Genomic DNA, 17,464 nt, shown 5'->3' with positions numbered 1-17,464 from the left:
GGTGATGTTTCAGGTGGCGAGCGCCGCGCGGACGCGCGGCACCAGACCGCCAGCGGCCAGGATGGCGCGCACCTCGTCGCCCAGCGGCTGGGCCTGCCACCCGGTTGCGCCCTGACGAATGCTCGCGGCGCCGAGGTCGATCGAGGCGATGCCGCCGGCAACCATCGCTGCCGCGGCCTCGGGGCATATCAGCACGGGCAGTCCCAGGTTGATGGCGTTGCGGTAGAAGATGCGCGCGGCGCTGTGCGCCACGATCGCGCCAACACCAGCCGCTCGAAGCGCAACCACGGCGTGCTCACGCGAGGAGCCGCAGCCGAAGTTGCGGCCGACCGCCAGGATATCTCCCGGCCGCACGCGCCGCACGAAACCGGGATCGAGTCCTTCGAGGCAGTGTTCCCGCAACTCCTCAGGCCTCCGCAGCGCAAGGTAGCGGCCGGGGAGGATAACATCGGTGTTCACCTCGTCACCGTAGCGGTGGACGAGACCCTGCAGGGGCGCGCTCATGCCGGCACCGGTTCGCGAAGTTCCTGGGGCGACACGATCTCGCCCGCGACCGCCGCCGCCGCAGCCACCCAGGCATTCGCCAGGAACACCTGCGAGTCCGGATCGCCCATGCGGCCGCGGTAGTTCCGGTTCGTCGTGGCGATGGCCGTCTCGCCGGCGGAGAGGATCCCCATGTGGCCGCCGAAGCAGGCACCGCAGGTGGGCGTGGACACGGCCGCTCCGGCGGCAGCCAGGATGTCGAGCAAGCCTTCCGCCAGCGCCTGCCGCCAGATCCGCTGCGTGGCCGGCACCACGATGAGCCGCACCCCCGCCGCCACCCGGCGCCCCTTCAGCATCTCCGCGGCCTGCCGCAGGTCGGTGATCGTGCCGTTCGCGCAGTTGCCGATGTAGACCTGATCCACGCGCTGCCCACGCAGCGCGCCGACGGGCACGCCGGAGGCAGGCGAGGGGGGGCGGGCCACCATGGGCATCAGGGTCCCCAGGTCGAGGACCATGCGCCCGCGATACCGCGCATCCGCGTCCGCGCCCACCGGCGGGCTGGGGTGCGCGCCCGTTTCCGCCTGTCTCGCGGCGGACAGCGCGTCGCCCTCGAAAACACAGGTGTCGGCGCCCGCCTCCACGGCCATGTTCGCCACCGCCATGCGCGCATCCACCGACAGCGCGGCCACGCCCGGCCCGCCGAACTCCAGCGATGCATCCGCCGCGCCATCCGAGCCGATACGCCGGATCACCTCCAGGATCACGTCCTTGCCGCCGACATACGGCCCGGGCTGGCCCAGGAGCTCGACGCGGATGGAGTCCGGCACGCGCATCCAGAGCTGGCCGGTCGCCAGCGCGGCCGCGAGATCGGTGGAGCCGAAGCTGATCCCGAGCGCGTTGAAGGCCCCCGCCGTGCAGGTGTGGCTGTCGGCACCGAACACCACGCTGCCGTGTCCGACCATGCCGAGCTCGGCCAGAAGCGTGTGCTCGATGCCCCCCGTACCCGGCTCGTAGAAATGAGGGATCCCGTGTTGCCTGGCGAAGTCGCGGGTCATCCTGATGGCGCCGGCGGCAGCCACGTTAGGGGCCGGCGCGAAGTGGTCCGCCACCAGCACGATCCGCGCGGGATCGAAGGGACGGCTGGCGCCCATCGCTTCGAAGCCCTCGAAGGCAAGCGGCCCCGACACGTCGTTGAGCAACACGACATCCGGACGCACGGTCACGATCTCCCCGGCCACGGCCCGGCCCCCCACGGCATGGGCGGCGAGGATCCTCTCGGTGATGGTCTGGGCTGGCATGGTCCGTCCCTCACTGGTGGCGGAGTTTGCGCGTCGCCGCTTCCGGGCGGACGCTACCGACAGGCCGACGCCGCGTCCATGACGCAGGCCGGGCGCAGACGTGCCGGGTGCCGCCCCACCGCGCGGCGATCATGAGAATGGCTGATCCGGCGCCGGCGACCCATCGGGCCCCCGCAGCATCCCCGGAACGGTCCCAAGCATCCCGGTGGCGGGAGCATCGGTCCGGCAACCCTGCGCACCACGGAGTTGCTCGCCGTCGCGCGATCGCAGGGCCGGCCGGTGGCGCACACCCGCGTGGTCTATGCCGAAGACGGCTCCGACGCGGGCGCCTTCGCCATGAAGGTCCCCACGCTGCTCGGACTGACGGAGACGAGCCCCCTGTCCCGGATCGTGCCGGAGGTCGCGCCCCTGCCGGGCGAGGCCGTGTTCCGCAAGCGGCACGCCAGTGCCTTCTTCCGCACGGACATCGCCGCATGGCTCGCCTTCCGCCGCGTGGATACGTTGCTCGTGGCCGGCTGCACCAACAGCGGCTGCGTCCGGGCGAGCGTGGTGGATGCCCCGGCGCACAACCTCCGCCCCGTGATGGTGACGGACCGCGTCGGCGACCGTGCCATCGGGCCGCACGAGGCGAACCTTTTCGACATGGGCAAGAAATACGCGGATCTCATGTCGCTGGAGGGGTTGCGGGCGACCCTCGCCCGCAACGCGCAGTAAGCGGCAGCCCCTGCGGCGAAGCCGGGCTCCGGGCCGTTCCGCCTGGGCCCACCGCGGGCACCGCCGCCGCTTGTCAGGCGCTCGGAGATCCGTGGCCGGCGCCGTCGCGTCCATCCCGAAGGTCGGCCTCAATCCCGATCGCGCGCGCCGCGTTCGTCGAGACCATCTTCCGGATGTCCGGGTCCGAATATCCCAGATCCATGCACAGACGGATGCCACGGCGGAAGCCCTCCAGCGGGCTGAACACACCCGTCTGCCCGAGGTCGGAGCAGAGGATCGTGCGGTCGACGCCCGCCGCATCGATCTGCTTGCGCAGGTCCTCCTCGGTGCGTGTCTTGAACTTCGAGCCTTCGAGGAACATGCAGAGCGAATGTTCAACAAAGGCCCCCATCGCGACGATCCCGCGCACGTCGTTCATGGAGGCGTCGACGATGTCCTCGGGATGCGTCAGAACGAGCCGGTTGACGCCCCGCCGCCGCGCTTCCTCGAAAACGAGCCAGGTTTCGCTGATGTGCAGGTGGCCACTCGCGAGGACGATGTCGTTCTTCGCGATGATGTCCAGAACCTCCTTCACGTCGTCGCGCACCGACTTGCCGCCGTCGAGCACCGGTATGCCCGCGGCCGGCCTGATCTTTTGGGTTGAGGCGGGATGAACCCAGCCCGCCGTCTTTTCCCATCGCAGGTGGTTCTCGGCCGCCAGGGTCGGCATCCAGACGATCTTGCCGCCCATGGCAGCCATGTGCTCCACCGCGTAGGGATTGAAGCCCCCGACCACGTTGTTCAGCACGATGCTGGAATAGATCTTTGTTCTCAGCTCCGGATGGTGCCTAGCGATGAGGGCGGCCGTCATGACGCCGCTGTAGTCGTGGTCCTTGGTGACAACAGCCGCGAAGCCAGCCTTGGATGCCTCGACAACAAGGTCGAGATGATCGATGCCGCGCTCGGCGATGGAGGGGCCGCTATGAACATGCGGATCGATAGCGCCCTGCAGCAGCGCGTCGATGCGCTGTTCAACCGAATCAATGGTGCCTGTTCCTGTCATGGAATCCTCGATCGCTCCGAATGGCCAGGCGTTGTCCTGGGTGGCTCGTTCAGGCCGCACGGGCCCGCGGCGCGTTGCCGGCAAAGGGGCGCCCGCCAGGTCATGGCACAGCGGCGCCCGCGGCCCGGCCGGTCAGGGGGATGACGACGGCATCGGGTAGTCCGCCGCGTTGAGCACCCAGCCCGGCTTGCTCGAGAAGTCGAGCCGCGGCGGGCAGAAGAGATCGACCATCTGCCCGGGCTCCTTTGCCTCCGAGGTGTGGATGGAAGGCGGCGGGATAACGGTGAGAGACGCACCGCGGCAGTACTCGTGCTCGTCCTCGCGCCAGATGGTCATGTCCGTCATCCAGGGCCAGCGGAGGTGATGCGTGTACGCGCCATCCAGCACGAGCGATCCCTGCTCGAAGTCGTCATGATGGTGCGGCGACATCTTTCGCGGGTCACGCGGCCCATCCGCTGGATCGAGGACGTTCACCATCAGCGTGGTGCAGCGCCAGATCCGCCCGAAGCGGGTCGGGTCGGGCGGCACATCCAGGCTGTAGCTGCGATAGATCAGCCCGCCCGGTGGTGCCGGCCAGGGCCGCAGCGGCGGGATGTTGGGCTGCGGCTCGGCGAAGGCGGCAGCGTTGGAGCACCTGGCCGCGAGGTCGGCGGCACGCGTGGTGAAAAGCCGCACCACCCGCCCCGGCCGCAGCACTTCGATCCGGCTGTCGCCCGGGGGAACGAAGGCCAGGCTGTTGCCGGCCAGCACGTGCCGCTGCCCCGCCACCTCCACAGCGACCTCGCTGTCCGCATCGGGGAGCAGCACGCCGTATTCGTCCGGCTGGGCCTGCCTGGCCAGAACCGCGCCCAGCCGGGCTTCCGTGTACGCCACCAGGAAGTTCTGCGCCCGCGCGTACCAGTGCCGCCCGCCCGCGTCATCCTCCTGCGGCTCGGCTTCGTAGAAGCGTGCATACTGCGCGGGGGCGAAGGCAGTCGGGGGAGGTGTCTGACCCGCTGGCGCTGCCGCGAGCGCGGCGCGGGGGTCGGTCTGATCGTACATTCCGGACTTTCCACTACTGCTTGGGGATGTTGGAGCTCTCGACGATCCGCGACCAGCGCTCACCCTCGCTGCGGATAAAGGCGCCGAACTCCTCCGGTGAGCTGAACGCGGGCGTCACGCCGAGTTCGAGCAGCTTCTCCCGGATGTCCGGCAGCGCCAGCGCGCGCCCGATCTCGGTGTTCATCCGCTCCACGATCGCGCGCGGCATCGCGGCGGGCCCGGCGACGCCGTTCCAGGATCCGACCATGTAGCCCGGCAGGTCGCGCTCGTTCGCGGTGGGAACATCCGCCAGCAACGGGTAGCGCTCGGCGGAGGCCATGGCGAGCGCCCGCAGGCGGCCCGCCTGAACCTGCGCCAGCACGGGCGCCAGGATTTCGCTCGCGAGATGGACGTCGCCCGTCGTGGTCGCGTTGATCAGGTCCGGCGTCGAGCGATAGGGAACGATGGTCATGTCCACGCCTGCCATGCTGCGCAGCAGTTCCGCGCCGAGGTGCTGCGCATTGCCGACCGCGATGGAGCCGAGATTGATGCTGCCGGGCTTCGCGCGCGCCGCCTCGATCACGTCCCTCAAGGTGCGGTACGGGCTGTTCGCCGCCGTCAGCAGCACGTGATCGAAGGTCGCGACGCGCGCGACGGGTGCGAAGTCGCGGTTCGTATCGTAGGGGAGGCTGCGATACATGGCATCGGCCGTGCTGTTCGTGGTGGTGAGAAGCAGCATGGTGTAGCCATCCGGCACGGACCGCGCGACCGGCTCGGCCGCCACGATCCCGGCGGCGCCCGGGCGGTTGTCGATGATGATCGGCTGGCCCAGTCCTTCGGAGATGCGGGGCGCGATCATCCGTGCGGTCAGGTCGCCGACGCCGCCGGGCGCGAAGCCGAGGACCAGCCGGATCGGACGATTGGGCCAAGGGCGCTGCGCCAGGGCCGGGCGCGACAGGGCGGCACCGCTGACCGCTGCGCCAAGCACCATGCGGCGGGAGAGACTCATGCTTTTTCCTTTCTCGGGACGTTCCACGTTTTCGACGCTTGATCTCGCGGGGCAGGGGGCCTGGCCGTGGCCGCCGCGTGCCCCCCTCGGTTCACCCCTGTTCGCCCTCCGTGACGTAGCGGCGCCAGTTCTCTTCGAGCGGCGGCATCTGCGCGAAGGTCTTCCGGGCATCGGCCGCGCGGCCAACCAGCGCCTCCGCCGTCATCCCCTTGGCGAGCAGGTAGGCGTCGAGCGATGAGACCGCCTCGTGCAGGATGCCCGAGCCGCGCAGCATCACAGGGGAGGCGATGCCGACGGCGCTCGCGCCGGCCAGCATCATCCGCGCGACGTCCCGCCCGTCCCGGGCGCCATTGATGCCGATGAGCGCCGCCTCGGGCCCCAGCCTTGCGCGCGTGAGGGCAAGCCAGTGACAGGTGAGCGGCAGATTCCAGTAGCCGCCGATGCCGAGGCTGGTCCCGAGCACAGGGCTCATGCTGTCCAGGTCGGGCACCATCCCGAGCAGCCGCCCGGCCATCACCACCGCATCGGCGCCTGCCTCGAACGCGGCCTCCGCCAGCTCCGGCACGCGCTCCGACTGGCCGGTGAGCTTGACCCAGAGGGGAAGCGAGACGGCGCTCCTCATCGCTGCCACCAGCTCCCCCACGCGGCTCGGCTGCAACTCGGTGGTGACCACGCCCTTCGCGGCCTGGCTCGCATAGGGCGTGCCGATGTTGAACTCCAGCGCGCGAAGCCCGGCCCGCTCGATCCGGCGCGCCAGGTCAAGCGACGCCTGGAGGTCGGCCATGACGAGGCTCGCGACGAGCAGGCAGTCCCGCTCTCCGGCAAGGCGGTCCAGGACGACGTTCTGCGCGAGCCACGCGTCGAAGCCGAGCGGCGACATGCCGGAACGGCTGGCCAGCGTCACCTCGGGCGGCGCGCTGGCGTCCCAGGGAACCGGGTTCCATTCCGCGTCCAGGGCAACGTATTCCGCCCGGCCCAGCTGGTCCTTGCCCGCCATGGTCTCGTTCGTGGACTTCACCACGACCGCGCCGGCTCCGGCCTCGATGGCCGCCTTGATGCCCCTGGCCTCGATCAGGTGCTCGGCCGCCGCCGCGATCACCGGGTTCTTGAGGCGGATGCGGCCGAAGGTGGTCTGGAGGCGTGCGCTCATGCGCATGCCTCGCCGGGAAGCCAGCAGATCACGCGCAGAACCGGCTTCTGCAATGCGGGCCGCATGGCGCCCTCCCTCGATACTTGTTCACGACAGGGGAATATCGTTCGCGTATCCGTAGTCCGAACCAAGCAATGGGGTCAAGGAGAACGCGTTTGACGTAGCAGGCACTGAAGAAATCCTGTATTGTGTTCTTCCCTCGCGAACAAAGGACGAAACATGTCGCCTCCACGAGAAGCCGATCCACCCGGTGTCCGGGCGGCCGACACGGTCCTGTCCGTGCTGGAAACCGTGGCCTGGGCGGGGGAGCCGGTGGGCGTCACGCAGATCGCCCAGTCGCTTCACGCGACGAAGAGCGCGATCTTCCGCCATCTTCAAACCCTGGTGGACCGCGTCTACCTGATCCAGGACGCCGACACGAACCGCTACCGGCTCGGTCCCCGTGCCTTTCTGATCGGTCACCTGGCGCCGCGATCCTGGGACCTGGCGCAAACGCTGGAGGGGCCGATGCGCGAACTGCGCGACGAGGTCGGCTCGGCCGTTGTTCTCAGCACGCCGACACCGCGCGGAGCCCTGGTGGTTTCCACCCTCCCTGGAACGCGTCCGATCGACATCGGCGTGCGCCCGGGCAGCGAACTCGCGCTGCACGCATCCGCGCAAGGAAAGGTGTTCCTCGCCTTCGGCTCAAAGGCACTCTCGGACCGCGTGCTCCAGGGCCCGCTGACGGCCCTCACCGCGCGCACCATGACCGACCCGAACGACCTGGCCGCCGAGCTGACCCGCATCCGGGACCAGGGCTACGCGACGGCGCCGGAGGAAACGCTGCTGGGCTGCAATGCGCTCGCCGTGCCGATCCACGACCATGACGACCGCCTGGTGGCCTCGATCAGCCTTGTCGGCTCGATCCAGCACATCACAGCGGTCCCTGCGCCTCACCTCATTGCCGCAATCCGCCTTCTCGCGGAAAAGGCATCGCGTATGCTGGGCCAGGGTCTCGGAACCCGCGCCGTGACAGCGGCCGACCGCCAGCGGTGACATGCCTTGCGGCAGTCACCACCAGCAAAGTTCCCCATGCCCTGTGCCCGCCGCCCCGGGGCCCCTCGGTGCGCTGATCCGCGTCCCGCCCTTCCTGGCGCCTCGGCGGCTGGCGGCGACGGCTCTGGTTGCGCTGATCCGGAAGCCCCGGATCGAGGGCATCGCCCCCCGTTCGGTGAGCGACCTCGTCCGGGCCATGGCTCCTGGGGGCATCAGCAAGAGCCAGAACTCCCGGTTCCGCACCAGGACCGGCCGCCATGTTTCCAGCCGGAACCATCCCTTGGCGCCGGTCAGGAGCGCGTAAGTCAGGCCGGGTGCGGCGATCGTGATGCGGTTGATGCCGCAATTATGTCCGCCAGCCTCTAGGCCGGAACACCCGGCCCGCAACCGGATGGGCCCCTGCAACGTCATAGAAGATTGGTGCGGAGCAACGCACCCCATCTCTGGTGCCCCCTATGACCTCGTCGGGTGATCGTGCCTCCCTGCCGCCTCGCACCGTCATCCCCGACTCGGCCAGCCATCCGGCAACGACCAGCCAGGATCTCGGCCTCTTCAGGATCATCGCGGACACGGTGCGTGATGGCGTGCTGGTGACCAGCGCGGAGCTCGACTATCCTGGTCCACGCATCGAGTACGCGAACGCCGCCTTCACGCGCATGTCCGGCTACGAGCCCGAAGAGGTCCTCGGCAGGTCACCGCGGATGTTCCAGGGGCCGCGAACGGACAGGGCCACGCTCAACCGTCTGCGCGCCGCTCTGGAACAGGGTAAGACCTTCCTCGGCACGGCCGTGAACTACCGCAAGGATGGGACGGAATACGTCAACGAGTGGTTGATCAATCCATTCCGCAACGCGGAGGGAAAGATCGTGCGCTGGATATCGGCGCAGCGGGATGTGACGGACCAGATGCGCGCCGAAACCAGTCAGAAGCTTCTGCTGGGTGAACTCAACCACCGCGTCATGAACAACCTGGCCGCGGTGCAATCGCTCGCGGCGCGTCTTGGGCGCAGCGCCAGTTCCATGGATGAGTTCCAGGTCGCCCTGCAGCAACGGCTGTTTGCCCTGGCGCAGGCTCAGAAGGCGATCGTCGCCGCTCACTGGCAAAGCATTCCCCTCGATTCCCTGGCCCAGGCACAGCTCGCACCCTTCGGGATCGGCAACCCAGGCCGCGTGGAGGCAAGCGGGCCACAGATCCACCTTCGGGCCGGCGCGGCCGTGATGCTGGGGCTGGCATTGCACGAACTTGGCCTGAACGCCCTGAAGCACGGCGCCCTCTCCACGCCCCATGGCCGGGTAGGGCTGAACTGGTCGGTAACGCCCGGCGCCACGGGAGACGAGCTGTGCGTCGACTGGAGCGAGAGCGGCGGAGCGGCTGTCAGATCCCCGACCTTCCGGGGCTTCGGCCGCCGCCTCATCGAGGAGGTGCTGGTGCGGGAACTGCAAGGGCGGGTGAGGATGGACTTTGACGCGGAGGGCGTGCGGTGCTTGATCGGTGCCCCGCTCGCGGTTGTGATGGAGCGGCGTGCCTGATCCGCCAGGCCGTGCAGGTCTCCACCGTGGCCTGAAGCGCTGACCCGATCCGGAATTGCCCTCTGTGCGTCAGCCCGGACCATACTGCGCGGAACCGGATCTGATCTTGGGCACACCACCGCCAAGAGGAAAGTGGTCCTGCCCCCCCGCTCGCGAAGTTCCCGCCTCCGCAGGCGCCGCGAACTCGGCAGACCGCCCCCCGCGACGGCGGAAAGAAAAACAGAGGCAGAGCACAGACGGCCATCCAGCCACCTGCGCGCTGCCTCAAATCGCCGTCAGCCTGGTCGCCGCCAGAGCGGGCAGGGAGCCTCCCCGCCCGCGCCGACCTGCCTCAGCTGCCCGCCCGCTCGCGGGCTGCCGGCTTCTTGCCGGGCTGGCGGATCTCCACCTCATCCCGGCGGACGGTCTCCTTCACCGTCTCCACGTGCTGGGTGCGTTCCGTCCGCACCACGATCTCCTCGCGCAGCCGGGCCCGCTTGTTCACCACGGGCACCTCAGCGGTCTCGACCACCTCGACCGTCATCTCGGTCAGGATCTCGCCCGTCACCTCGTCGCTGACCGGGCGGCGGCGCTCCACCACCACCCGCTCGCTCTGCAGCGTCACCTGCTCCTCGACCTCGGTCTCGACGACGTAGCGCCGGACGCGGGCGGTGCCGCGGTTCTCCGTGCGCTTGGTGACCTCGAGCACCTCCTCGCCCAAGGGGATCACCTCCTCCTGGCTGGCGGCCGCGCGGGGCGCCGACGGCTGAGCCGGGCGGCCCGCCTGAAGACCCTGCATCGCGCCGGCCCAGGGCCAGAGGAACATGTCGGTCAGGGCGGAACCCGACGCACGCGCCGGGGAAGCAGCCGGGGCCTTGGCGATGGCGGGGGCACTTGTCACGAGCTGCGCCACCTTGCGGGAGGCACCGGCGGCAACCTCAAGCGGGACAACCGTCGCATCGGCGACCCGGCGGGCGGCGTCGCGGGTGCGGAGTTTGGCTGCCTGCTCCTCCTGCTGCTGGCGCGCCGCGGCCTCCGCTTCCAGCTCGGCCTGCTCGCGCTCCTGGCGGGCCTTCGCCCGGCGCTCCTCCGCCTCCTCCTGCCTGGCCTGCTCGATCTCGGCCAGGCTTGCCTCCATCTTCCCGGCGACCTCCTGGGTCTGCTCCGCGCCCAGGGCACGCTGCACCGCCGGCAGCAGCTCCTTCTTGTCGTCCCGCGAATGCTGGCGGAACGCCTTCTGCAACTCCGTGAGGCGGGGGATGAAGGCCTCGTCGTTCTTCGGCAGGGCGTCGATCTCGGCCAGGCGAGCCCGAAGATCCTTGTTGTCCTTGATGGCCTCGACCACCAAGCCCCGGGTTTCCGGATTCTTCCGGAGCAGCGGAAACAGGTGCTCCTCCTCCAGGTCGGCGTGAAGTTCGAGCTCGGCCTTGAGCTCGGTGAAGAGCTTCTCACGGGTCTTCACGGCGCCTTCCGAGGTATCGGAAAGCCGGACGAACAGGTCGTTCGCCTTGCTGGAGCCCGCTTGCATCAGAGTGCGGAGTGACATTCGGCTGATCCTTGGTCGGTTGCTGGTCGCTGCGTGGACCAAAGCCGGGCGGCTTTGGCGGCTTCGGGAGCGGCCTCGCTCCCGAACGTCGGTCCAGCCACCGCCCAGGGCAGACCCCTGGCGGCTGAGCTTCGTAGCCATTGGCTGCGCCGGTGAGGGCGAAGCCTGAGTCCGGTCGGCCAGCGCCACGCCAGGGCGCCGCCTGTCAGGCCTGCGGGGCGCGCGCCATCATTGTCGCCGAGGTGGCAGCCGCCTGCTCGGCCATCGGCGCGGAGGCCTGCTGCACGAGCTGGAGCGTCGCCTCCCGGAAGCTGGTCGCCTGGCTCATCGCCTGCTCCATCACCGAGCGAACATGGGCGGCCTGGATCTCAGCGGCCTCCTTCATCGTCCGAGCGGAGGAAAGCGCCTTGGCGGTCGCCTGGAACTGCTCCGTCATGCTCTGGGCAGCGCCGATGTAGCGCTTGCCGAGATCCTGCAGCCCGGCCGTCCAAAGCTGGCCCGAGCGCGTCGCCGCGTCGAGATAGGCGCGGTTGAAAGCGGCGCCGCCCGCCGCTGCCCTGGAGAGCTTGTCCATCGCGACAGTTGCCTGCTGCGTGCTGTTCATCGTCATCATCTGGCGGTTCTTCCCTGTGTGCGCGCGGCATTGGCGGACACTCGAAGCATCCATGCTGCAGCGCAATATGATGCTGGTTGTACGAGCAGTGACCATGAATCGCAAGAGAAATGCTGCGCTGCAACATCGCGCTTCCCCGCCGCACCAAAACCGCGAACCAAGCCCTCTCGATTTCAAATCGCGATGAACGTCTGCATCGGCCGCCATCCCACCTCCGTGCATGTCCCGCGAGGCTGCAGCGCCCCGGGTGATGCTGGCGCGGGGACGAACCCCCGATGGTTGAACCGCATGGCCGTGTCCCAATCCCCGGACGGCAGCACTCCTCCGGCGCAGCGAACGCGAACGGCCTGTTCCGCCGGAGTTTCCCCGGAGATGCCGGCCTGAGTGACCGTCTGGGGGTCGGTGTTGCGTGACGCGCCTGAGCAGACAGGCACACATGGCGACGCGGTTGTTTTCCCGGAGGCCCGGAGATGCGCCGGATTCAAGGGCAGGATAAGATCTGTTCCGCGAAATCGGCCCCGGAGCGAGTGCGCCATGGACTTCAACCTGACCGAGGACCAGCGGATCTTCGCCAGCAGCGTGCGCCGCTTCGCTGAGGACCATCTGGCCGCGGGCGCCCTGAAGCGCGCCCATACGCCGGGTTTCCCCTACGACGTGGCGCGCCTCATGGCAGACCAGGGTCTGCTTGGCATCACCATTCCCGAAAAGGATGGTGGCCAGGGCGGCACGCTGATGCACGCGGTGCTGGCGATCGAGCAGGTCGCCGCCGCATGTCCGCGCAGCGCCGACGTGGTCCAGGCCGGCAATTTCGGCCCGATCCGCACCTTCGCCGAATACGCGGCCCCTGAGCAGAAGGCGAAATGGCTGCCGGACCTGCTGGCGGGGCGGAACACCATTTCCCTCGGCATGAGCGAACCGGAAGCGGGATCGGCCGCGACCGAGCTGAAGACCTCCGCGCGGCTCGATGGCGAAACCTATGTCGTCAACGGCTCCAAGGTCTTCGGCACGCACAGCGCGGAGGCCTCGCTCTACCTGATCTATCTCCGCTTCGGCCCGGGCATCGACGGCATCGGCTCCATGCTGATCGAGCGCGGCACGCCGGGCTTCAGGATCGGTCAGCCCTCGCGCTTCCTGAACGGGGAGGAGTGGAGCACCCTTTACTTCGAGGAATGCCGCGTTCCGCGCGCGAACCTGCTGCTCGGCCCGGGCGGCTTCAAGAAGCAGATCGCGGCCTTCAACGCGGAGCGCGTGGGCAACACCGCGCGCTCGCTCGCGGTCGGGCGCTACGCCTTCGAGCAGGCGAAGGAGCACGCTGAGACGCGGCGCCAGTTCGGTCGCACCCTTTCCGAGTTCCAGGGCATCCAATGGAAGTTCGCCGACATGGCGCTGAAGCTGGAGGCCGCGCAGCTCCTGCTCTACCGCGCCGCCGTGAGCGCCGACCGCGGCCTGCCCTCGGCCTATGAGACGACGCTCGCCAAACTCGCCTGCAACCAGGCCGGCTTCGATGTGGCGAACGAGGCCGTGCAGATCATGGGCGGCACCGGCTTCTCCGAGGAGGCACTGGTGGAGTACTGCATGCGGCGCTGCCGCGGCTGGATGATCGCGGGCGGCTCCATCGAGATGATGAAGAACCGCCTCGCCGAGGACGTGTTCGGCCGCCGCTTCTCCCAGCGCCCGCCCCGGCCCACTGCGGCGGACGAGCCCCGGGCAGCGGAGTGAGCTGCCGCTGCCGATTGAGGGAGCGATGGACGCGGTGGGCCGTCCGCATCGAGGTGAACCTCGACTCCAATTCCGCCGGCCCGGCCGCACCCGGTGACCCCGGGGCGACCTCCTGGCGCAACAGCGGCATCGCCGGAGGGAACACGCCGGAAAGGAGGCGAGACAGGCCCGGCCGGGCCCGGTGGCACGACAATGCCGGCTTGCGCCGGCCGGCCTCCACCTCCCGGCCACCCGCCCGTGCAGCAAGGTTATCCTAGAAGGGAAGGATCGCATCCAGCACCTGCTGCCCATAGCGCGGCTGCTGAACGTCGCTGATCGTGCCCCGCCCGCCATAGGCGATCCGTGCCTCCGCCAAACGGTCGTGCTGCACCGTGTTGTCGCTCGCGATGTCCTGCGGCCGGATGATCCCGGCGATCGTCAGGTCGCGCATCTCGTGGTTCACACGCACCTGCTGCCGCCCGCCCACAACCAGGTTCCCGTTCGGCAGAACCTGGTTCACCGTGGCCGCGATCCGCATCGTCACCGCCTCGTTCCGCTGGATCTTGCCGTCCCCGGTGGAGGTGTTGGCCGAGGTCGCCTGCACCAGCCGCGAGGGATCGATGCTGTTCGGCAGGAACCGCATATAGGACGCATCCAGACCCAGCAGCCGCGGCACGCCCATGTTCTCCGTGTTGTCGCGGGACCGCTCGGTGGAGTTGGAAAGCTGCGCGGTGTCCCTGATCGCCACCAGCACGGTGATCAGGTCACCCACCGCCGCCGCGCGCTGATCGCGCAGAAAGGTCCGGCTGCCAGGCCGCCATAAGCTGTTCGCGGCGAGGTTGCGCGCGTCCTGCGGAGCCGGCATCGGCATCGACACCGGGCGGTAATCCGGGTTCCGGGTCGGATCCGCGATCGGCGCCATGTCCGGCGCATGCCCGATCCGCGCCAGCCGCTCAACCGAACCGCATCCCGCCAGCATGCCGGCGATCACCAGGGCCACAAGGCCTCGCGCAGTTCGCATCTCCCCCCTCATCGGCTCACAGGCGTGCTGCCGAAGGCGACGCGCACCCGCCCCGGCCCGATCGCCTCCCCCTCCACCACGCTGCGCGACGCCAGGTTCATCACCGGCACGACCTCCCCGCGCGCCGCCGCGGCCATGGCGCGCCCTTGCGCCGTCATGCTCAAGCCGGGCCCGTCGATCAGCATCAGCACGGTGGCGTTCTTCTCGATCACCGCCGGGGCCGAAAGGTCCGCCAGCGGAAAGGGCAGCCCCTCCGCCAGCGGCCGCCGCAGCGCCTTGCCCAGGATCTGCCCGGCGTCCGTCGCCATCCCCGGCCGCAGTCGCTCGGCCCGCTGGCGCACCAGCCGCACATCCTCGGCCCGCACCACGTCGCCCAGCGCCAGCCGCCGGCTCGCGACCACAACCGCCGCCGTCGCCACCGCGCGCCCCGCGATCCGCATCCGCAACGCCGGCATCCCCTCCGCCACCACCACCAGCGTCGCCGAGAACCGGTTCGTCGCCGCCTCGAAGGCCGGCTGCTCCAGCGCCAGCTGCGTGAACGCCGCCAAGGGCACGAGCGGCGCCTGGAACCCCGGCAGCTCCATCTCCGCCAGGGGATCCAGCCCCAGCCGCGCGAACTCGCCCCGCAGCAGATCCACCACCTCCTCGCGCGGAACGGCACGCCCCGGCCGCTCGACCACAACCGAATCCGCCGCCGTGAGCGGCCGCCACATCACCCCGTTCGCGCGCGCGATCGCCAGAAGCTGCGCCGGCTCCACCACCACGCGCCGCCCGGGCGCGGGCGCCGGCCCCACCACGCGCCCCGCATTCGGCCCGGCCTCGTCGAACAGGTCCGACAACCGGATCACCGCCTCCTCCACGACCGCCAGCGGCCGCAGCACCGCAAGCTCCGCCCAGGCCGGCCCCGCCAGCCCCGCCAGCACAAGCACCATGCGCCACATCGCGCTCACCGCAGCCGCGCCACGGTGTTGAGCATCTCGTCGCTCGCGGTGATCACCTTGCTGTTCATCTCATAGGCCCGCTGCGCCGTGATCAGGCTCGTGATCTCCTGCACCACGTTGACGTTGGACGTCTCGATGAAGCCCTGCATCACGTTGCCGAAGCCCGGCGCGCCCGGCGCCCCCTGCTGCGCCGCCCCCGAGGAGGCCGAGGCCATCAGCAGGTTGTCCCCCACCGCCTCCAGCCCGCCCTCGTTCGCGAAGATGGCAAGCTGGAACTGCCCCACGTTCTGCGGCGCCGTCTGCCCGTCGATCTTCACCAGCACCTCGCCGTTGCCGTTGATCGTCACGTCGCGCCCATTGGGCGGCACGGTGATCCCCGGCATCACCGGAAACCCCTCCGCCGTCACGATCACGCCCTCCGGCGAAAGCCCCAGCGTCCCGTCGCGCGTATAGGCCGTCTCGCCCGAGGGAAGCTGCACCTGCAGGAACCCGTTGCCACGGATCGCCACGTCGAACTTGTTCTCGGTCTGCTGCAGGCTTCCCTGCTCGTGGATGCGGTAAACCCCCGCCGTCCGCACCCCGAGCCCCACCTGCGCGCCCGAGGGCAGCGTGCTCCCCGTGTCCGAGGATTGTGAGCCGACGCGCCGCATGTTCTGGTACATCAGGTCCTGGAACTCCGCGCGGCGGCGCTTGAAGCCGGTGGTGCTCATGTTCGCGATGTTGTTGGAGATGACCTCCACGTTGGTCTGCTGGGCCATCATGCCCGTGCCGGCCGTCCAGAGCGCGCGCATGAAATCAGTCTCCCCCCATCATGTTCCGCGCCGGCGCCGCCACCCGCGTGCCCCGCATCACCCGCGCTTCCGCAGGATGCGCTCAACGGCGCCGCTCACGCGCTCGCCTTCCTTTTCCGCGAACTGCGCCATGAACTGGAACTCCCTCATCTCGGCCGTCAGCCGCGTCAGCTCCATCACCGGGCGCACGTTGCTGCCCTCCAGCGCGCCCTGCACCACCGCGGGCCGCTCCACCGCGTCCGGCGCCTGGCCCGCGCCTGCCGACAGCAGCCGGTCCCCTTCCGCCACCAGCCGCTGGGGCTCCGCGAAGCGCACAACCCTGATCCGCCCGATCTCGCCGTTCTCGCTCGAAAGCGTGCCGTCGCCGCGGATCACCAGCCGCGTGTCGCTGGGCGCCACGCGCAGCGGGTTCCCGCCGGCGTCCAGCAGCGCGTTCCCCTCCATGTCCACAACCGTCCCCTCGGGCCCGAGCGAGAACCGCCTGGCGCGCGTGTAGCGCTCTCCCCGCGGCGTCTGGACGGAGAAGAGACCCTCGCCGGAGATCGCCAGGTCCAGCGGATTTCCCGTGCTCTGCACCGCCCCGGGCTGCTCGTCGCGCCAGGTCGCCCGGTCCTGCGAGAAATGCACCGACTCGCCCCCCGCCGGGCCCCGCATTCCGCGCTGTCGCGCCAGATGCTCCGTGAATACGGGGCGCGAGGCCCGGAACCCCGGCGTCTCCGCGTTCGCCATGTTGTGGGCGAGCACCGCGGTCGCGCGGTTCTGCGTCACCAGCCGCGAGAGCGCCACATAACCTGAGTTGTCCATTCGCGCCGTCCGCCTTGTGCCGTCGGGCCGCAACCATCGGCCGACACTGGTTTCGGAAGCGTTTGCGCAACCCGCGTGCCACCCGATTCCCGGCTTCCCCAGGCCCGGAGCCGCCGCCTCCGGGCAGAAAGTGCCGCACCCCGGTCCTTTCGGGCCGCCGCCAACCTTTTCTTAAGCGGGCCCCCTCCAGGATCGCCCCATCGGAACACCAGGAAGCACCCCACCCCCATGACCACGGCGGCACCCCCGGCGGACGAAGCGGAGGCTCCCCCCGCGAAGGGCGGGAAGAAGAAGCTCCTGCTCATCGCCCTCGTGCCCCTGGTGCTGGCCGGCGCGGGCGCCGGCCTCTGGTTCAGCGGCCTGCTCCCCTTCGGCAAGTCCGATCACGCCGCCGGGCACGCCAGCGATGGCCATGGACCCCCCGCCGGCGCCGCCCCGGCCCATGGCCCTTCCTCCGCGCCCGCCCACGCCCCGTCACGCCCGCCGATCCTGGTGGACATGCCGGAGATCCTGACCAACCTGAACGTCACCGGCCGCCGCGCGACCTTTATCCGCCTCCGCGCAAAGCTCGAAGTGTCCGAAGCCGACGCCGCGGCCGTCAACGCCGCCATGCCCCGGCTGATGGACCTGTTCCAGACCTACCTGCGCGAGATGCGTCCGGAGGAACTTCGCGGCAGCCAGGGCACCTACCGCCTGCGGGAGGAACTCCGCAACCGCGCGACCCTGGCCATCGGCACTGGCAAGGTGACCGACGTCCTTTTCGTCGAGATGATCGTCCAGTGAGCCCGCGT

Annotated in this window: 17 protein-coding genes; 5 read left to right on the top strand and 12 right to left on the bottom strand. The window is 69.7% G+C overall.

What is annotated here, in order from left to right; genetic code table 11:
* Nucleotides 1–9: 9 nt before the first annotated feature.
* Together ACFFIC_RS25235 and ACFFIC_RS25230 are read right to left on the bottom strand one after the other, a co-directional pair.
* Nucleotides 10–504, bottom strand: a complete 495-nt coding sequence (locus tag ACFFIC_RS25235) for a LeuD/DmdB family oxidoreductase small subunit (RefSeq protein ID WP_377055583.1) — start codon at nucleotides 502–504, stop codon at nucleotides 10–12.
* Nucleotides 501–1,781: an aconitase/3-isopropylmalate dehydratase large subunit family protein gene (locus tag ACFFIC_RS25230; protein ID WP_377055581.1), complete on the bottom strand. Its 1,281-nt coding sequence runs from the start codon at nucleotides 1,779–1,781 to the stop codon at nucleotides 501–503. The genes ACFFIC_RS25235 and ACFFIC_RS25230 overlap by 4 nt, the downstream gene beginning before the upstream one ends.
* Nucleotides 1,782–2,027: 246 nt before the next feature.
* Between ACFFIC_RS25230 and ACFFIC_RS25225 the strand changes: the two genes are divergently transcribed.
* Nucleotides 2,028–2,495 carry an isochorismatase family protein gene (locus tag ACFFIC_RS25225; RefSeq protein WP_377055579.1) on the top strand — a complete coding sequence of 156 codons (468 nt, stop codon included), beginning with the start codon at nucleotides 2,028–2,030 and terminating at the stop codon, nucleotides 2,493–2,495.
* Nucleotides 2,496–2,568: 73 nt separating this feature from the next.
* Here ACFFIC_RS25225 and ACFFIC_RS25220 read toward each other — a convergent pair whose 3' ends face one another.
* The 4 genes from ACFFIC_RS25220 to ACFFIC_RS25205 all read right to left on the bottom strand — a co-directional run bounded on the left by ACFFIC_RS25220 (nucleotide 2,569) and on the right by ACFFIC_RS25205 (nucleotide 6,716).
* Nucleotides 2,569–3,537 (bottom strand): DUF6282 family protein, encoded by a 969-nt coding sequence (locus ACFFIC_RS25220; protein WP_377055577.1) that lies wholly within the window; start codon nucleotides 3,535–3,537, stop codon nucleotides 2,569–2,571.
* Between the two features lie 132 nt (nucleotides 3,538–3,669).
* Complete coding sequence (locus tag ACFFIC_RS25215; RefSeq protein WP_377055575.1) at nucleotides 3,670–4,578, bottom strand: cupin domain-containing protein; 909 nt, start codon at nucleotides 4,576–4,578, stop codon at nucleotides 3,670–3,672.
* Between the two features lie 13 nt (nucleotides 4,579–4,591).
* Entirely contained in the window at nucleotides 4,592–5,566 is a 975-nt protein-coding gene (locus ACFFIC_RS25210; protein ID WP_377055574.1) for a Bug family tripartite tricarboxylate transporter substrate binding protein, read from the bottom strand.
* 91 nt (nucleotides 5,567–5,657) lie between these two features.
* Nucleotides 5,658–6,716, bottom strand: a complete 1,059-nt coding sequence (locus ACFFIC_RS25205; protein WP_377055572.1) for a beta/alpha barrel domain-containing protein — start codon at nucleotides 6,714–6,716, stop codon at nucleotides 5,658–5,660.
* A 219-nt stretch (nucleotides 6,717–6,935) separates the two neighbouring features.
* On the opposite strand from ACFFIC_RS25205, the gene ACFFIC_RS25200 reads away from it, so the two are divergent.
* Nucleotides 6,936–7,751, top strand: coding sequence for an IclR family transcriptional regulator (locus ACFFIC_RS25200; RefSeq protein ID WP_377055570.1), 816 nt, complete (start codon nucleotides 6,936–6,938; stop codon nucleotides 7,749–7,751).
* A gap of 455 nt (nucleotides 7,752–8,206) precedes the next feature.
* Nucleotides 8,207–9,280, top strand: coding sequence for an HWE histidine kinase domain-containing protein (locus ACFFIC_RS25195; RefSeq protein WP_377055568.1), 1,074 nt, complete (start codon nucleotides 8,207–8,209; stop codon nucleotides 9,278–9,280).
* Nucleotides 9,281–9,611: 331 nt separating this feature from the next.
* Here ACFFIC_RS25195 and ACFFIC_RS25190 read toward each other — a convergent pair whose 3' ends face one another.
* A complete protein-coding gene (locus ACFFIC_RS25190; protein ID WP_377055566.1) occupies nucleotides 9,612–10,805 on the bottom strand; it encodes a DUF2382 domain-containing protein in 1,194 nt (397 codons plus the stop codon).
* Between the two features lie 205 nt (nucleotides 10,806–11,010).
* On the bottom strand, nucleotides 11,011–11,418 hold the full coding sequence (locus tag ACFFIC_RS25185) for a phasin family protein (RefSeq protein WP_377055564.1): 408 nt from the start codon (nucleotides 11,416–11,418) through the stop codon (nucleotides 11,011–11,013).
* A 534-nt stretch (nucleotides 11,419–11,952) separates the two neighbouring features.
* Between ACFFIC_RS25185 and ACFFIC_RS25180 the strand changes: the two genes are divergently transcribed.
* A complete protein-coding gene (locus ACFFIC_RS25180; RefSeq protein WP_377055562.1) occupies nucleotides 11,953–13,137 on the top strand; it encodes an acyl-CoA dehydrogenase family protein in 1,185 nt (394 codons plus the stop codon).
* 253 nt (nucleotides 13,138–13,390) lie between these two features.
* Here the strand turns inward: ACFFIC_RS25180 and flgH are convergent, their stop codons facing one another.
* From flgH to ACFFIC_RS25160, 4 genes are read right to left on the bottom strand one after another with little or no spacing between them, the layout of a single operon-like run.
* Nucleotides 13,391–14,137: a flagellar basal body L-ring protein FlgH gene (gene flgH / locus ACFFIC_RS25175; RefSeq protein WP_377055560.1), complete on the bottom strand. Its 747-nt coding sequence runs from the start codon at nucleotides 14,135–14,137 to the stop codon at nucleotides 13,391–13,393.
* Between the two features lie 8 nt (nucleotides 14,138–14,145).
* The gene (flgA, locus tag ACFFIC_RS25170) at nucleotides 14,146–15,078 is read right to left on the bottom strand and encodes a flagellar basal body P-ring formation chaperone FlgA (RefSeq protein ID WP_377055746.1); all 933 of its coding nucleotides are present in this window, start codon (nucleotides 15,076–15,078) and stop codon (nucleotides 14,146–14,148) included.
* Between the two features lie 5 nt (nucleotides 15,079–15,083).
* Nucleotides 15,084–15,869: a flagellar basal-body rod protein FlgG gene (gene flgG, locus ACFFIC_RS25165; protein ID WP_377055558.1), complete on the bottom strand. Its 786-nt coding sequence runs from the start codon at nucleotides 15,867–15,869 to the stop codon at nucleotides 15,084–15,086.
* A 57-nt stretch (nucleotides 15,870–15,926) separates the two neighbouring features.
* The gene (locus ACFFIC_RS25160; protein ID WP_377055556.1) at nucleotides 15,927–16,673 is read right to left on the bottom strand and encodes a flagellar hook-basal body complex protein; all 747 of its coding nucleotides are present in this window, start codon (nucleotides 16,671–16,673) and stop codon (nucleotides 15,927–15,929) included.
* Between the two features lie 228 nt (nucleotides 16,674–16,901).
* Between ACFFIC_RS25160 and ACFFIC_RS25155 the strand changes: the two genes are divergently transcribed.
* Complete coding sequence (locus ACFFIC_RS25155) at nucleotides 16,902–17,456, top strand: flagellar basal body-associated FliL family protein (protein ID WP_377055554.1); 555 nt, start codon at nucleotides 16,902–16,904, stop codon at nucleotides 17,454–17,456.
* Nucleotides 17,457–17,464: the final 8 nt, after the last annotated feature.

Source organism: Muricoccus vinaceus (assembly GCF_042433125.1).
GTDB classification, from domain to species: domain Bacteria; phylum Pseudomonadota; class Alphaproteobacteria; order Acetobacterales; family Acetobacteraceae; genus Roseomonas; species Roseomonas vinacea.
Note: the sequence above shows the minus strand (reverse complement) of the source record. Positions and strands in the feature narration are given on the sequence as shown.

What these genes read in the sequence shown, in the direction of transcription:
- ACFFIC_RS25235 (WP_377055583.1), bottom strand. Translation starts at nt 504, where the DNA reads ATGAGCGCGCCCCTGCAGGGTCTCGTCCACCGCTACGGTGACGAGGTG.
- ACFFIC_RS25230 (WP_377055581.1), bottom strand. Translation starts at nt 1,781, where the DNA reads ATGCCAGCCCAGACCATCACCGAGAGGATCCTCGCCGCCCATGCCGTG.
- ACFFIC_RS25220 (WP_377055577.1), bottom strand. Translation starts at nt 3,537, where the DNA reads ATGACAGGAACAGGCACCATTGATTCGGTTGAACAGCGCATCGACGCG.
- ACFFIC_RS25215 (WP_377055575.1), bottom strand. Translation starts at nt 4,578, where the DNA reads ATGTACGATCAGACCGACCCCCGCGCCGCGCTCGCGGCAGCGCCAGCG.
- ACFFIC_RS25210 (WP_377055574.1), bottom strand. Translation starts at nt 5,566, where the DNA reads ATGAGTCTCTCCCGCCGCATGGTGCTTGGCGCAGCGGTCAGCGGTGCC.
- ACFFIC_RS25205 (WP_377055572.1), bottom strand. Translation starts at nt 6,716, where the DNA reads ATGAGCGCACGCCTCCAGACCACCTTCGGCCGCATCCGCCTCAAGAAC.
- ACFFIC_RS25200 (WP_377055570.1), top strand. Translation starts at nt 6,936, where the DNA reads ATGTCGCCTCCACGAGAAGCCGATCCACCCGGTGTCCGGGCGGCCGAC.
- ACFFIC_RS25195 (WP_377055568.1), top strand. Translation starts at nt 8,207, where the DNA reads ATGACCTCGTCGGGTGATCGTGCCTCCCTGCCGCCTCGCACCGTCATC.
- ACFFIC_RS25190 (WP_377055566.1), bottom strand. Translation starts at nt 10,805, where the DNA reads ATGTCACTCCGCACTCTGATGCAAGCGGGCTCCAGCAAGGCGAACGAC.
- ACFFIC_RS25185 (WP_377055564.1), bottom strand. Translation starts at nt 11,418, where the DNA reads ATGATGACGATGAACAGCACGCAGCAGGCAACTGTCGCGATGGACAAG.
- ACFFIC_RS25180 (WP_377055562.1), top strand. Translation starts at nt 11,953, where the DNA reads ATGGACTTCAACCTGACCGAGGACCAGCGGATCTTCGCCAGCAGCGTG.
- flgH (WP_377055560.1), bottom strand. Translation starts at nt 14,137, where the DNA reads ATGCGAACTGCGCGAGGCCTTGTGGCCCTGGTGATCGCCGGCATGCTG.
- flgA (WP_377055746.1), bottom strand. Translation starts at nt 15,078, where the DNA reads ATGTGGCGCATGGTGCTTGTGCTGGCGGGGCTGGCGGGGCCGGCCTGG.
- flgG (WP_377055558.1), bottom strand. Translation starts at nt 15,869, where the DNA reads ATGCGCGCGCTCTGGACGGCCGGCACGGGCATGATGGCCCAGCAGACC.
- ACFFIC_RS25160 (WP_377055556.1), bottom strand. Translation starts at nt 16,673, where the DNA reads ATGGACAACTCAGGTTATGTGGCGCTCTCGCGGCTGGTGACGCAGAAC.
- ACFFIC_RS25155 (WP_377055554.1), top strand. Translation starts at nt 16,902, where the DNA reads ATGACCACGGCGGCACCCCCGGCGGACGAAGCGGAGGCTCCCCCCGCG.